The organism is Ornithinimicrobium pratense (assembly GCF_008843165.1).
GTDB classification, from domain to species: domain Bacteria; phylum Actinomycetota; class Actinomycetes; order Actinomycetales; family Dermatophilaceae; genus Ornithinicoccus; species Ornithinicoccus pratensis.
In genome coordinates, this window is sequence record NZ_CP044427.1 from 775,748 (window position 1) to 790,550 (window position 14,803).

Here is a 14,803-nt window from a genome sequence, read left to right on the forward strand (position 1 = left end):
CCGACACCAGTGCGGGGGAGACTGTGCCGGTGACCGACACCGACCCCGCCGAGCTGGTCGCCGCTGTCGAGCGGCTCCGGGACTCGGCGCAGCGGCTGCGCCTGCCGCTTGCGCTGGACGGCGCCGAGCCGGCCCGTACCGCCCGTCGTGAGCTGGTCCAGCAGCTGGACGACTACGTGCTCCCCCGGCTGAGGTCCCTCGAGGCCCCGCTGCTGGCCGTCGTCGGGGGCTCCACCGGCAGCGGCAAGTCGACCCTGGTGAACTCGCTGGTCGGTCAAGAGGTCACCCGTCCGGGGATCATCCGGCCGACGACCCGCGCCTCGGTCCTGGTCCACACCGAGCAGGACACCCGGTGGTTCACCGGCAAGCGGGTGCTGCCTGACCTGGCCCGCGTGGTCGACGAGGACGGCGCTGTGGATGACCCAGGCTCGGTGCGGCTGGTCGGCACGCACGCGCTCCCGCCCGGACTGGCGCTGCTGGACGCCCCCGACATCGACTCCGTCGTCCAGGCCAACCGCCAGCTGTCCAGACAGCTGCTGGCCGCGGCCGACCTGTGGCTGTTCGTCACGACGGCCGCCCGGTATGCCGACGCCGTCCCCTGGGATCTGCTGCGTGAGGCCTCCGAACGCGGCACCTCGGTGGCCGTCGTGCTCAACCGGGTGCCCCCCGAGGCCCTGCAGGAGGTCAGGGTGCACCTGGCCACCATGCTGCGCGACCAGGGGCTCGGCAAGGCCCCGATCTTCGCCGTCCCCGAGGTCGACCTGGAGGACGGCCGCATACCGGAGCGGCAGGTGCAGCGGCTCAGCGGCTGGCTGCACTCGCTGGCCGGCGATGCCCGGGCCCGGGCACTGGTCGTCCGCCGCACCCTGAGCGGGGCGCTGGGCTCCCTGGGTGGACGAGCACGAGAGATCGCCTGGGCGGGGCGTGAGCAGCTGGCCGCCCACAGTCAACTGCACGAGGCGCCGAGGGCCGCCTACGCCGACGCGCTGCGCAACGTCGGCGAAGGTGTTCAGGACGGTTCGTTGCTGCGTGGGGAGGTGCTCGCCCGCTGGCAGGAACTGGTCGGGACTGGAGAGTTCCTGCGTTCGGTCGAGGCCGGCGTCGGACGGGTTCGTGACCGCGTCACCGCCTTCTTCACCGGCAGGGAGGTCAGCTCTGAACCCCTTGAGGAGGCGCTGCAGACCGGAGCCGCGGCGCTGGTCACCTCGCACGGCCAGGTCGCCGCCAGCACGGCGGCGCGGGCCTGGAAGCGCAGCCCTGCCGGGGAACCGCTGGTGCGCGAGCACCCCGAGCTGGGCAAGGCCACCCCCGGTTACCCCGAGCAGGTGGAGCGGCTCATCCGCGACTGGCAGCGCGACATTCTGGAGATGGTGCGCGAGGAGGCGGGGGGCCGCCGCTCCACCGCGCGCTACCTGGCCTTTGGGGTCAACGGGCTGGCCGTGCTGCTGATGATCGTGGTCTTCAGCGCCACCAGCTTTATCCCGACCGGAGCGGAGGTCGCCATCGCCGGCGGCTCGGCCGTCCTGGCCCAGCGCCTGCTCGAGGCCGTCTTCGGCGATCAGGCGGTCCGGGAGATGTCCCGCAAGGCGCGCACCGCCCTGCTGACCCGGGTGGAGGAGCTCTACGAGCAGGAGAGGGCCCGCTTCGACGCGGTCCTGGAGGAGGTGCCCGTGCCCGAGCAGGTCATCCGCGAGCTGGACGAGGCCGCGGCCGCGGTGGAGGCAGCCCGATGAGGCTGCGCCGTGGTGGTCAGGACGGCGGTCCGTCCACGGCCCCCGTGGAGGAGCGGGCGGACGCCTTGCGCTCAGCGCTCGACATCGGTGGTGACGAGCTGGAGCCGTCAGCGAGCGAGCAGGCGCGGGCGGTGGTGGGCCGGGTCACCGAACGGTGGGCGCTCACGGGTTCCCGCACGGTGGTCGCGCTCGCCGGGGCCACCGGCTCGGGCAAATCCAGCCTGTTCAACCGCTTGGCCGGCGGCGAGGTGTCCACGATCAGTCCCCGGCGCCCCACGACGGCCGAAGCTGGCGCCGCCATCTGGGGGAGGCGGACGCGAGTGAGCTGCTCGACTGGCTCGGCGTGCACAACCGTCACCACGTGCCCACCAGCGGTGACGATCTCGACCTGGAGGGTCTGGTGCTCGTGGACCTGCCCGACTTCGACTCCCGAGAGCTACGGCACCGGATCGAGGCCGACCGGATCCTGGAGCGGGCCGACGTTTTCGTCTGGGTGACCGACCCTCAGAAGTATGCCGACGCCCGGCTGCACGACGACTACCTGCGGCCCCTGCGACACCACGACACCGTGATGCTGCTCGTGCTCAACCAGGCCGACCGCATCCGGGAGGAGGGCGGCTCTGACCGGATCGCCGACGACCTGCGACGCCTGGTCCGCGAGGACGGCGCCGGCGACCACGAGGTGATCGTCACCTCGGCCCGTGTCGGCACCGGCCTGGATGAGCTGCGGGCACGCATCGGCCATGTCGTGAGCGCCCGCAACGCCGCCGAGGCGCGGCTCATGGCCGACCTGCGGACCCAGGCCGAGCACGTCGCCGAAGGAGTGGCGCCGAACACCCCTGGCCTGGGGGAGGGCGTGGACCGCCGGCTGCACGAGACGCTCAAGGTGGCCTCGGGTGTGCCGGTCGTCCTGGACGCCGTCGAGCGTGACTACGTCCGGCAGGCCGGGCAGCGCACCGGCTGGCCCTTTACCCGGTGGGTCTCGGCGCTGCGCCCGGACCCGCTGCGCCGGCTCCGGCTGGGTGACGACCGCCCCGGCCCCACCGGCATCGCCCCCTCCGACGTGCGCCGGGTCCTGGGCCGCTCCTCGCTGCCGTCTCCGACCCCGGCTGCCCGGGCCAACGTCCAGCTGGCCACCCGCCGGCTCGGCGAGGAGGCCGGTGCCTCCCTGCCGCCACGGTGGGCGGAGGCGGTCCTCGAGGCGGCCAGCCCCCAGGAGGACACCCTGTCGGACGCGCTGGACCAGGCGGTCGTTGGTGTCCCGTTGCGGCAGCGGACCCCCTGGTGGTGGGCCGCCGCCGGGGGGTGCAACTCATTCTGGCCCTGACCGCTGTGGTCGGGCTCGCCTGGTTGGCCGTCCTCGCGCTCCTCGGCTGGTTCCAGGTCCAGGTGGACCCGCTCTACTGGGGACCGGCGCCGGTCCCGCTCGCGCTGCTCGTCGGCGGGCTGCTCGCCGGGTTGTTGGTCGCGCTACTGGCCCGGATCGCCGCCAGAGTCGGGGCCCGGCGCCGACGACGGCACGTCGAGCACCTTCTCGACGAAGCGATCGACGAGGTCGCCTACCAGCACGTGCGCCGGCCGATCACGACGGTCCTGGACCGTCACGACCGCACGCGCGAGCTGCTCGCCGTCGCTGCCTCCTAAGTTCCGGGGCGACACGCGGCTGTCCTACCAGCCGCAGCCGTCACTTGCCTCGTTCTACGTATTTGCGTAATATCGTCAGTATGGAGAGTGGGCGCTGGGACGAGCTGGAGCGTCGGGTCGCTGCCTTGGAGGCCGCGGCGGGGCGACCGGCTGGGCCGGGCGAGAAGGACCCCACGGCCCCGGCAACGTTCTGGGCGTTGGAGGGGCTGCGGCCCCAGGCGCAAGGCAGCGGCGCCGTGGTCTACGCCGGCACCTTCCGGTCCGAGGCCGGCGAGGTGGACTGGCAGTACGCCCACCACGTGGACGACCTACTGGGAGCACCAGACGCCGTCGCAGGAGTTGACGAGGGTGCCGATCGTGGCGACCTGGCCCAGGTCGCCGCGCGGCTGGCGGCGCTCGGACACCCGGCCCGCCTGGCCATCCTGGCCGCGGTCCTTCGGGGTCACGACCGCACCGCCGACCTGGCCGAGCTGCTCAACCTGGGCACGAGCGGGCAGGTCTACCACCACGTCAAGGCGCTCACGACGGCCGGCTGGCTGCGTCCGGCCGCGCGGGGGCAAGTCGCGGTGCCGGCCGAGCGTGTCATACCCCTCCTGGTCGCGATGGGGGTGAGCTCATGACTACGAGGCCATACAGCCAGCGAGGGCGGGCCCTCGCTGTCGTGATCGGGTCCCTGCTCGCCCTCGCGCTCGGCCTCGTGCTGCGGCCGACCGCGCACTCCCTGCAGGAGGAGGAACACGGCGACACCGAGCTGGCGGCGAGCGTCCGCGAACTCACCGGCGGCCGACCGAGCGCGGTGGCCGTCGGTGTGGTCCGAGACGGCCAGATCCGGACGGCCAGCATCGGTGCCCCGCTCCATGGCACCTACGAGATCGGCTCGATCACCAAGGGGATCACCGGGATGCTCTACGTCGACGCCGTCGAGCGCGGAGAGGTCGAGCCGGACACGACCCTCGGGGAGGTCTTCGGGCTGGGTGACGCCGCCGCGGCTGACGTCACCCTTGAGCAGCTGAGCCAGCACGCCTCGGGCCTGCCCCGGCTCGCCGGCGGGCTGGGCATGATGGCGCGGGCTGCCGTGGCGAGCGTCCTGGCCAGGGACCCCTACAGCCTGTCGACCGAGGACAATATCGCCCGGTTGAACACCGTCGGCGCCGACGGGGCGGCGCCGCTGTACTCCAACTACGGTTTCGCGGTGCTCGGGCACGCGCTCGCCGCGCAGGCCGGGACCCGGTATGACGTGCTGGTCGCCGAGCGGGTGTCCGGCCCGTTGGGGTTGGACAGCTTCACGATCCCCACCTCGGCGGCCGACCTGGCCGAGCATGCCGTGCAGGGGAGGGACGCCTCCGGGCGCCGCCAGCAGGCCTGGACCGGGCTGGGCGACGCGCCTGCCGGCGCCATCCGTGCCGACATTGGCGACATGACCGAGCTGGCCCGGGCGCTGCTCACCGGCACGGCCCCCGGCAGCGCCGCGCTCGAGCCGGCCGCCGAGTTCGACGAGCACCAGATCGGTGCGGGTTGGTTCACCAGCGAGCAGGAGGGCCTGACCTACACCTGGCATGACGGCGGGACCGGCGGCTTCCGGACCTGGCTGGGGATGGACCGGGCATCGGGCACCGCGGTCGTGGTGCTGGCAGCCACCAGCGAGCCGATGGGCGAGGTCGGGCTGCAGCTGCTCACGGAGCAGGTCCCGTGATCCTCGCGCTCACCCTCTTCCTGCTGGCGTGGGCCGGATGGCAGTTGTGGCTGCTGTGGGCCTGGGCGCTCGGCCGCAGGGAGCGGGAGCCGCGAGACCGGTTTGGCCTGTTCAGTCTCACCCTCGAGGCCGCACTCGTCGTGTTCCTCACCCGGGTCTTCGTGCCCTGGACCCCGCTGACCTCCTGGGGCTGGTCACTGCTCTTCGCGGTCATCGGTGGCGGCGCGGCCCTGGGCGTCCTGCGCGCCCGCGACCTGCCGTGGGTGGTGGCCGGCTCACCGGGCGCGTTGCGCAGACGGCGGGTGCTGGCGCCCTTCTACGCAGCAGTGCTGTTGGTGGTGAACGCCGTGGTCTACGCCTCCCTGCTCTAGGAGGCTCTAGGAGGTTCCCCGGCGCCCCCCCGGCCTCGCCTCGCGCCTTGCGTCCCGCCCCGCGTCGAGCAGGGTTGCCGCCCTCGCCTGAGCTCGTCCACATCCCCTGGGGCCACGCCGGGTTGTCCACAGATCCCTGCGGGCCACTGGTCCGCGGCCCCGGCCCGCAGCCACGGTGGAGCGAGGACCCGTCACCGGACGGGCCGGACAAGGAGGGGAGCATCATGGCCCAGACCATGCTGACCATCAGCGGCCGCGTCGCGCAGGAACCCAGGATCAGACACGGCAAGACCACCGGCGCGCCGTTCTGCGTCGTCTCGGTCGCGGTCAACAACGACCGCTTCGACAAGGAGCAGGAGAAGTGGGTCAACATCGACACCACCTTCTACGAGCTCATCTGTTTCGGCGGATTGGGCGCCAACGTGGTCGCCTCGCTCAAGGTAGGTGATCCGGTCGTCGCCCTCGGGCGGTTCAAGGTGAGCGTCTGGGAGGGCGAGACCCAACGCTCCCAGACCCCCACGCTCACCTGTGAACACCTCGGTCCGGACCTGAGGTTCGGCACCGCGTCCCTGGTCCGGGGGCAGGCTGGCTATGGCCAGGACCGGGTGGACCAGGAGGTCGACTTCAGGGAGATCGCGGCGGAGCGGGAAGCCGCCGTCACCAACCGGCCGACGCCGCCGCAGGTGGGCGAGCACGAGGTGGACGGCCGCGAGGTGGACGACCGCGGGGTGGACGACCGCGCGGACGCCCACCATGACGGGCCGGCCGCCGACGAGGACGGCGTCGTGAGCGAGGAGGACGCTGAGAACTTCTATGCCCGGAGTGCCTGACGCCCACCCGGGGACGGGGCCGCAGGGCCTGAGCCTGCCGTGCTGCGGCCCGCAGTGCCGTGGCCGGCAGCTCGCTTCAGCCCCGCGCCGATGGCACGGCCATCTGCCCGCCGAGCCGCCGGCGCGGGTCCGCGGAGGGCAGGGCGCCGCCGGAAACTCACGATTCGGCCCTCCACGGTCCCCGGACTACCCTGGGAGCCATGGCCGAATTCATTTACACCATGACGCGCGCCCGCAAGGCGGTCGGCGACAAGGTGATCCTCGACGACGTGACGATGTCTTTCTACCCCGGCGCGAAGATCGGCGTCGTGGGCCCGAACGGCGCCGGGAAGTCGACGATCCTGAAGATCATGGCCGGGCTGGACCAGCCCTCCAACGGCGAGGCGCGGCTGACGCCCGGTTATAGCGTCGGCATCCTGCTGCAGGAGCCGCCGCTGAACGAGGCGAAGACGGTGCTGGGCAACGTCGAGGAGGGCCTGGGCGAGATCAAGCAGAAGGTCGACCGGTTCAATGAGATCGGCGAGCAGATGGCTGAGCCGGACGCCGACTTCGACGCGCTGATGGCCGAGATGGGCCAGTTGCAGGAGGAGATCGACCACGCCGACGCCTGGGACCTGGACGCCCAGCTGGAGCAGGCGATGGACGCCCTGCGCTGCCCGCCGCCGGACGCTGACGTCACCGTGCTCTCCGGTGGTGAGCGTCGCCGCGTTGCGCTGTGCAAGCTGCTGCTGTCCAAGCCCGACCTGCTGCTGCTCGACGAGCCCACCAACCACCTGGACGCCGAGTCGGTGCAATGGCTCGAGCAGCACCTCGCCAGCTATCCCGGCGCCGTTCTGGCCGTCACGCACGACCGGTACTTCCTGGACAACGTCGCCGAGTGGATCGCCGAGGTCGACCGCGGCCACCTCTACCCCTACGAGGGCAACTACTCCACCTACCTGGAGAAGAAGCGCGAGCGCCTCGCGGTCCAGGGCAAGAAGGACGCCAAGCTGGCCAAGCGCCTGGAGTCCGAGCTGGAGTGGGTTCGCTCCAATCCCAAGGCCAAGCAGACCAAGAGCAAGGCCCGCCTGGCCCGCTACGAGGAGATGGCCACCGAGGCTGAGAAGACCCGCAAGCTGGACTTTGACGAGATCCAGATCCCGCCGGGTCCGCGTCTGGGCAGCCAGGTCATCGAGGTCCAGGACCTGAAGAAGGGCTTCGGTGACCGGGTGCTCATCAACGGGCTGTCCTTCACCCTGCCGCGCAACGGCATTGTCGGCGTCATCGGCCCCAACGGCGTGGGCAAGACGACGCTGTTCAAGACCATCGTCGGTCTGGAGGAGCCGGGTTCCGGCGAGGTCAAGGTTGGCGGGACGGTCCAGATCTCCTACGTCGACCAGTCCCGGGAGAACATCGACCCGGAGAAGTCGCTGTGGGAGGTCGTCTCTGAAGGCAACGACTACATCCAGGTCGGCCAGGTCGAGATCCCCAGCCGCGCCTACGTCAGCCAGTTCGGTTTCAAGGGCCCGGACCAGCAGAAGAAGGCCGGCGTCCTTTCCGGCGGCGAGCGCAACCGGCTTAACCTGGCGCTCACGCTCAAGGAGGGGGGCAACCTGCTGCTGCTGGACGAGCCGACCAACGACCTCGATGTCGAGACTCTGGGCTCGCTGGAGAACGCACTGCTGAAGTTCCCCGGCTGCGCCGTGGTCATCAGCCACGACCGGTGGTTCCTGGACCGGGTGGCCACCCACATCCTGGCCTACGAGGGTGACGCCGAGGACCCGGCCAAGTGGTACTGGTTCGAGGGCAACTTTGACGCCTATGAGGAGAACAAGGTCGAGCGGCTGGGGCCCGACGCCGCCCGCCCGCACCGCGTGACCTACCGCAAGCTCACCCGCGACTGACGTCCCCGGCCTCGGGCCAGCTGTGCCACGCCGTCCCCGCCCCCATCCCCCGTTGCCGCCGCGCGACGGGCTGGGGGCGGCGCGCGTCCGGATGCCGCCCCAGCAGGTCGGGTGCCCGCCGGGCCACCCCCCGGACTGCCCGGGCCGCGCACCGTTCGCGACCGTCGTCGACTTCCTGGTGCACCTCAGCGGGGACGAGGAGGGGATATGGGGTCGGGTCCGGGCCGGTGAGATCCGGCTCACCGACGGGACCCCGGTGGGGGCCGACACGCCCTACCGGCCGGGTGGGGCCGCATACCTCTATCGTGACCTGCCCGAGGAGGCCCCGGTGCCCGGGCAGCCGACCGTGCTGCTGCGCGACGACCAGACCGGCCTTCTGATCGTTGACAAGCCGCCGTTCCTGGCCACCATGCCGCGGGGGAGCCACGTCGCCCAGACCGTGCTTGTGCGGCTGCGGAGCGAGCTGGGTCTGCCCGACCTGGCCCCGGTCCACCGGCTGGACCGGCTGACCAGCGGCGTCCTGCTGCTCACCATGCGGCCGGAGGCCCGTTCGCCCTACCAGCGCCTGGTGCAGGCCGGGGGCTTGGCCAAGACCTACGAGGCGCTGGCCCCGCTCCGTGGCGACCTGGCCCTGCCGGTCACGGTCCGCAACCGGCTGGTCAAGCGCCGGGGGAACCTGCAGGCCACAGTCGAGGACGGGGAGCCGAACGCCGTGACCCGGGTCGAGCTGGCCGGCACCGCGCGGGCCGGCGGCCAGCTGGTGGGCCGCTACCGGTTGACCCCGATGACCGGTCAGACTCACCAGTTGCGCGTCCACCTGGCCGGCCTCGATATCCCCGTCCTGGGGGATCCGCTCTACCCTCAGGTGCGCCCGGTTGCGCCGGGCGACTTCTCGACCCCGCTGCAGCTGCTGGCGTGTGCAGTGCGCTTCACCGACCCGGTCAGCGGGCAGGAGCGAGAGGTCGTCAGCCGTCGCGAACTGCCGATCAGGCCCGTGGGCTGAGGACGACGGACGCGGTCAACGCGGTCAGCAGGGGGCGCGCCGCTCAGCCCTTCCCGCGGCCCCGCAACAGGCCTAGCACCGGCGAGCCGGCGCCGAGTAGGAAGCCCAGGTTGTACCAGTTGCCCACCCGGTCCACGTCGTAGACCGGGAAGCGCTCCCAGGCCCCGAAGACGTGCGCGATGAACACGATCCAGGCGGTCACCCCGTTCCAGAGGCCCCATAGGAGGTCCTGCCACCACATGGCTGCACCCTTCTGACCGACGATCCGTCACCTTGACAGGACCAGACTACGGGCCACTGGGGACCTGGGCGGGAACGTGACGCGGGCCCGCCTCCCCCGGAGAGGAGACGGGCCCGGATCGGATGACCTGAGGGGATGGGGCCTCAGGCCAGTTGGTTACGGCGTGACCGTGACCACGGTGTGGCCAGCCTCACCGTCGCCGAAGTCATAACCGATGACACCCAGGTAGCGGATGCCGGCCTCCAGACCGGACCAGGCGGCGGTCAGCTCGACCGGCACGCCGGACACCACGGCCACCGGCGACGGGGTGACGTCCAGGTTGTCCTGGTCGCCCACCGGCGCGTAGGTGTGTAGCGGACCGGTCGCGACGGCGCCGGCGGCGCCGTCCCAGTAGTCGATCGCGATCTGGTAGTCGCCCGGGGTCGGGTTGACCAGGGTGATCGCCTCGTCCGAGCCGCCGGCCGCGCTCTGCGCGACGACCTGCCCGGTCGAGTCGGCCAGGTAGAGGTCGAGGTCGAGCCCCGCGGGGCTCCACTCGTCCTCCCAGACCTCGACCCGGAACGCCGCCGCGCCCTCGGCAATGGTGACCGGGACGACCAGGTCGGCGATGCTGCCACCGCCGCCCGGGCCGTCAGACTCGACCTCCACCTCTTGGGTGTTCGCCGGGGTCAGTCCGTGGACCACCGAGGTCATGGTGCCGGTCGAGCCAGGCACCACCTCGAAGGTCGTGCTGCCCTCGGTGCCGGTGACCACCAGGTCGGTGGGTGCGGCGACGGCGACCGGGTTGACCGCGAGCGGGCTGCGGACGTCGGACCCCTCACCGGTCCAGGTGATGGACCCGAAGGCCCACTCGCCGAGCGCGGCGCCGTTGTTGGTGATGGTGACCGTGAACTCGGCCTCCCCACCCTCGGGCACCGTGATGGTGGCCGGCGTGACGACGACGGACATCCCCTCGGGCGCCTCCACGGTGGCGGTGTAGGTGCCGCCGCCGTCGGTCGCGGTGACCGTGCGGGTGACCGTCTGGGAGCCGGCGAGCTGACCGATCGCGATGCTCGGGTAGTTCAGGTCGCTCGGGTCGGGGATCCCGCCGATGATCCCGCTCACCTCATCGCAGACCGCCTGCCCGCCACCGACGAGCTGCAGCTGACCGATAGCGCACGCGTAGGCGTACCAGTCGACGATGTCGGACTCGTAGACCAGCGGCGTGTCGTACGCCGCGGCCGGACGCACCTCGCCGGAGCCGTAGTGCAGCGGGCTGGCGGGGGCCCCGCCGTAGTTGATCGGCTCACCGAGGTTGTTGGTCGGGTCGGCGGTGGTCATCATCGCCGACTTGACAGCCATCGGGCCCCAGGACGGGTACTTGCCCATCATCAACGCGGCCAGGCCGGCCACGTGCGGAGCCGACATCGAGGTGCCGGAGAGGGCGTTGAACTCGGTGCCCGGGTCACCGGCCGGGGAGACCGCAGCGATGACGTCGACGCCTGGAGCGGTGATGTCCGGCTTGAGCAGGTCACCGCCGCCGGCGATCGCCGGGCCATAGGAGCTGAAGCCAGCCATCTCGGGGTAGACCAGCTCGACGTCGCCCTCACCGGTGGCGGAGATGAACGCCGTGGGGTTGGGGTCGGACTCCTCGTAGGCCTTGATCGCCGCGCCATCGGTGGCGTTGACGTGGATGGTGGGGATCGGGTGGAAGTCGGCGTTCAGCGACTCGGAGTCGGTGGCGTTGGCCAGGATCATCCCGATGCCGCCGGCGGCGGCGACAGTCTCGCCCTTCTCCACCCGGGCGTTCTCACCACGGGTGCAGATGACGATCTCCCCGTCGATGGCGTCCTCGTCCAGCGATCCGGGCAAGCACAGCCGGGCCTCGGCCGCGGTGCGACCCTCGGCCGGGAAATCCTCGGAGTCGACCAGCGGGGCGGGACCGACGGCCTCGCCGACACCAACACCCTGGAAACGCAGACCCTCGGTGTTGAAGGCCTCCTCCAGCTGAGCCTCCACGGCCGGGCTGAGCGCCACCTCGCCACCAAGGATGTGGACCCACTGCGGGTCCATCGCTGTCATGGCGTCCAGGACGCGGCCGGGCAGCGTGGTCGGCTTGCTCAGCATGACCGGCACCTGCTGCCAGCCGGCCAGGGCGGAGCCGGCCAGCGCGTCCGGGTAGTCCGCGCCGGTCGCGACGTAGGTCACCGGGGCCGGGTCATCCGCGGAGTAGCCGAACTGCTCCGCGACGGCCACGGAGGTGCCGTAGCGGTCCTTGCCGGCCAGGCGCTGTGTGGCGCCGAGCTGCTCGGCGACGGCCTGGCTGACGGCGTTGGGGCCACCCAGGACGGTGACCTCGGGGTCACCCAGCGCGGAGAGCGCATCGGTCACCGCGCTGGGGACGTTGTCCCCGCGCACGAGCAGCACCGGGGCGCCCTCGGCGCCCGCCAGGGCGGAGCCGGAGAGGGCGTCGGGGAAGTTGTTGCCCACGCCGGTGGCGACGTAGACGTGGTCGACCTGGCCGTACTCCTCGGCGATCATGGCCGCCGTCTGGAAGCGGTCCTTGCCGCTGACGCGCACGACATCGCCGTAGGCCTCGAGCTCCTCTTCGACCGCATCAGAGACCGCGACGGGGCCACCGAGGATGACGATGTTCGAGGGCTCCAGCGCCTCCAGCGCAGCCACGGTCGCGCCCGGCAGGTCATCGACCTTGGTGAGCAGCACCGGGGCGGGGTCGCCGTCGGGGGTGGTCATCGGGCTCATCGTGTCCAGCGTCATACCCTGGGCGGCCGGAGCGGCACCGACCAGCGCGTCGGCGAACTGGTTGCCGGTCGCGATGTAGACGGTGTCGACGTCGTCATAACCCTGCAGCGCGATCTGCGCGGCGGTGGCGTAGCGGTCCTTGCCCTCGATGCGGTCGACGATGTCCTCGCCGCCGAGGTTGACGTGCTTGCTGGTGTCCCGGTCGTGGGTGGAGGCTGCGACGGTCATCACCCACGGGGAGTTGTGGGCGACTGAGCCAGGGCCGCCGGTCGCCCCGGCATTGCCGGCCGAGGCGGCGACGAAGACGCCGGCGTTGGCGGCGTTGAGGAAGGCCAGCTCGACGCTGTCCACGACGTACTGCGAGGACCCGGAGACCGAGTAGTTGATCACATCGACGCCGTCCGCAACGGCGTCATTGATGGCACCGAGCAGGCCGGCGGTCACGCCGCTGGCTCCACCATCCGAGTTCTGCCACAGCGCCTTGTAGGCCGAGATCTGGGCGGCGGGTGCCATACCGGCACCGGTGCCCATGTCGGTGCCGTGCACGACCATGTCCACGCCGTCGTTACCGGCGGCGGTGCCGGCGGTGTGGCTACCATGGCCGTTGGTGTCCCTGGGGGAGAGGAAGTCGAGCGAGGTGTTGTTGCCCGCGGGGTAGAAGCGGGCGCCGATCAGCTTGTTGTTGCAGCTGATGTTGCCCTCGGGATCGGGGTCCGCACCCTGCTGGCACACGCCGTTCCAGTCTGCGGGGATCTCCGCGCCGGGCAGCGGAGCGAAACTGGGGTTCTCCGGCCAGATGCCCGAGTCGATCACCCCGACGACGACTCCGGCGCCAGCGTTCTCGGGACCTCCGAACTCGTTCTCCCAGACGCCGCCCGGTCCGCGCATCCCCAGGTAGTCAGGGGTGGAGACGGTGTCGGCGTGACGGACCTCGTCCTCCCAGACGTAGGCCACGTCCGGGTGCTTGCGCAGGGCGGTGACCTGCTGGGCGGTCAGCTCGGCCGCGAAGCCGTTGAAGACCGTGGTGTAGGAGTAGCTCTTGTCCTCGGTGCTCAGGCCGACGTCCGCGAGGACCGCCTCCTGCTCAGCCTCAAGGTAGGTGTTGTAGCGCTGCGCGGCGGTGCTGGTGGTGTCGAGCTTGCCGCCGCTGGTGGCCTTCGTGGCGGGAATGCCCTGGATCCCGCCGGAGTAGCTGGCGAGGGAGTCGTCCTTGAGCATGACGAGGTAGGAGCCGTCCTCGGCTACCGAGAGCTCCGGGGTTGCCCATGATGCGGGCAATCCGAGAGCCATCGGGGCGAGGACGGCGCCTGCGCCGGCCAACGCGACGAGGCGCGTCCTCCGGCTCACAGGTGTCTTCGGCACGGTTCTGTCCTTTGCTGGGGAGGGAGGGACGCCATTGTCCTCGGGCCAGGGCTGAGACTGTCCTGACTCGACTGTCGCTGGCTCTGGCAGTATCTGCCCGCCCGTGGCAGGTGTCTATCCGTAGCGATCACCGTGACCTGATCGTTACCTGCCTGTCGGCACCGGCTCCAGCCACCGCCTCAGCCCTTGAGCCGGACCATGCCCTCCTGGCCCACGGTGGCAACGAGGGTGCCGTCGGCGGCATACATGTGCCCGAGCCCCAGCCCGCGTCCGGCCTGCGCGGAGGGGGAGGACTGGGTGTACAGCACCCAGTCGTCGACGCGCACCGGACGGTGGAACCACATCGAGTGGTCCAGGCTGGCAGGGCGCAGGCGGGGGTCGCCCCAGCCGATGCCGTGGCGGCGCAGGACCGGCTCGAGCAGCACGTAGTCCGAGGCGTAGGCCAGGATCGCCGCGTGCAGCAGGGCGTCGTCGGGCAGCTCGCGCGCGATGCGCAACCACACCGACTGCTCGCTTGCCCCGGGCTCACCCGGCGCCAGCAGCAACGGCTCCACGTGCCGGAGCTCCACGGGACGGGTGCGGGCGGTGGCCTTGGCCACCGGGTGCGAGACGCGCTCCAGGATCTCCTTGTCCGAGCGCAGCCCTTCCGGCCCGGGGACCTGGGGCATGCTCAGCTGGTGGTCCAGCCCGTCCGCCTCCTCCTGGAAGGACATGATGATCGACATCAGGATCCGGCCGTCCTGGATGGCGTGCACGCGGCGGGCGCTGAAGCTGCGGCCGTCGCGCATCCGCTCGACCAGGAAGCGCAGCGGACGGTTGGCGTCGCCGGGGCGCAGGAAGTAGCCGTGCATGGAGTGAATGTGCCGCTCCTGCGGCTCGGTGCCCGAGCCGTCCGCCACGGGGGTAACCGTGCGTCCGGCGGCCACGATGCACTGCGCCAGCACCTGCCCGCCGAACACCCGTCCGTGCGGCATCGGCTGGCTGCGGCCCACGAAGACGTCGCCGTCGGAGTCGGCCAGGTCCTCGCCGATGCCCTGGGGTGAGGCCACGTGGATGGAGGTGGACCCCTCGCGCTCCAGATCGAGCACGTCCAGCAGGTCATCGATCGGGTCGGGCAGGGGCGCGTCGTTCACCCGGCTGAGCCTAGTTGCTGGACGCACCCCCACCAACGTGGTTGCTCTGACCGGTGCGCCGCGTGATGGCGCGCACCTCTGCTACTGCCCCTCGCCCGGTGCAGCCCCGTCGCAGTGAGGAGGTTCGGTGACGGCTGTCGGCTCGAGGCGGCAGAGGCTGCGCCACGC

General features: G+C 71.4%; 12 protein-coding genes and 1 pseudogene. 10 read left to right on the plus strand and 3 right to left on the minus strand.

The window, feature by feature from the left end:
* Window positions 1-29 precede the first annotated feature (29 nt).
* The 10 genes and pseudogenes from FY030_RS03565 to FY030_RS03595 all read left to right on the plus strand — a co-directional run bounded on the left by FY030_RS03565 (window position 30) and on the right by FY030_RS03595 (window position 9,157).
* Window positions 30-1,733 carry a dynamin family protein gene (locus FY030_RS03565; RefSeq protein ID WP_158060310.1) on the plus strand — a complete coding sequence of 568 codons (1,704 nt, stop codon included), beginning with the start codon at window positions 30-32 and terminating at the stop codon, window positions 1,731-1,733.
* A pseudogene (locus tag FY030_RS17175) lies at window positions 1,730-1,975 on the plus strand (ABC transporter); the annotation flags it as partial. The gene FY030_RS03565 and the pseudogene FY030_RS17175, both read left to right, overlap by 4 nt.
* A 119-nt stretch (window positions 1,976-2,094) precedes the next feature.
* Window positions 2,095-3,060, plus strand: a complete 966-nt coding sequence (locus tag FY030_RS16730; RefSeq protein WP_192498702.1) for a P-loop NTPase family protein — start codon at window positions 2,095-2,097, stop codon at window positions 3,058-3,060.
* Window positions 3,039-3,377, plus strand: a complete 339-nt coding sequence (locus FY030_RS16735; protein WP_192498703.1) for a hypothetical protein — start codon at window positions 3,039-3,041, stop codon at window positions 3,375-3,377. Before FY030_RS16730 ends, FY030_RS16735 begins: the two co-directional genes overlap by 22 nt.
* 80 nt (window positions 3,378-3,457) lie before the next feature.
* A complete protein-coding gene (locus tag FY030_RS03575) occupies window positions 3,458-3,997 on the plus strand; it encodes an ArsR/SmtB family transcription factor (RefSeq protein ID WP_158060311.1) in 540 nt (179 codons plus the stop codon).
* Complete coding sequence (locus FY030_RS03580; RefSeq protein ID WP_158060312.1) at window positions 3,994-5,070, plus strand: serine hydrolase domain-containing protein; 1,077 nt, start codon at window positions 3,994-3,996, stop codon at window positions 5,068-5,070. Before FY030_RS03575 ends, FY030_RS03580 begins: the two co-directional genes overlap by 4 nt.
* Complete coding sequence (locus FY030_RS16270) at window positions 5,067-5,441, plus strand: hypothetical protein (RefSeq protein WP_192498704.1); 375 nt, start codon at window positions 5,067-5,069, stop codon at window positions 5,439-5,441. The genes FY030_RS03580 and FY030_RS16270 overlap by 4 nt, the downstream gene beginning before the upstream one ends.
* A gap of 224 nt (window positions 5,442-5,665) precedes the next feature.
* The gene (locus FY030_RS16275; RefSeq protein ID WP_192498705.1) at window positions 5,666-6,271 is read left to right on the plus strand and encodes a single-stranded DNA-binding protein; all 606 of its coding nucleotides are present in this window, start codon (window positions 5,666-5,668) and stop codon (window positions 6,269-6,271) included.
* 200 nt (window positions 6,272-6,471) lie between these two features.
* On the plus strand, window positions 6,472-8,154 hold the full coding sequence (gene ettA, locus FY030_RS03590) for an energy-dependent translational throttle protein EttA (protein ID WP_158060314.1): 1,683 nt from the start codon (window positions 6,472-6,474) through the stop codon (window positions 8,152-8,154).
* Window positions 8,155-8,206: 52 nt separating this feature from the next.
* Window positions 8,207-9,157: a pseudouridine synthase gene (locus FY030_RS03595; protein WP_238348534.1), complete on the plus strand. Its 951-nt coding sequence runs from the start codon at window positions 8,207-8,209 to the stop codon at window positions 9,155-9,157.
* Window positions 9,158-9,200: 43 nt separating this feature from the next.
* On the opposite strand, the gene FY030_RS03600 is transcribed toward FY030_RS03595, so the two are convergent.
* The 3 genes from FY030_RS03600 to FY030_RS03610 form a co-directional block, all read right to left on the minus strand.
* On the minus strand, window positions 9,201-9,398 hold the full coding sequence (locus FY030_RS03600; RefSeq protein ID WP_158060315.1) for a hypothetical protein: 198 nt from the start codon (window positions 9,396-9,398) through the stop codon (window positions 9,201-9,203).
* Window positions 9,399-9,554: 156 nt separating this feature from the next.
* Window positions 9,555-13,502, minus strand: coding sequence for a cell wall-binding repeat-containing protein (locus tag FY030_RS03605; RefSeq protein ID WP_158060316.1), 3,948 nt, complete (start codon window positions 13,500-13,502; stop codon window positions 9,555-9,557).
* Between the two features lie 179 nt (window positions 13,503-13,681).
* Window positions 13,682-14,635 (minus strand): acyl-CoA thioesterase, encoded by a 954-nt coding sequence (locus FY030_RS03610; protein ID WP_158060317.1) that lies wholly within the window; start codon window positions 14,633-14,635, stop codon window positions 13,682-13,684.
* Window positions 14,636-14,803: the final 168 nt, after the last annotated feature.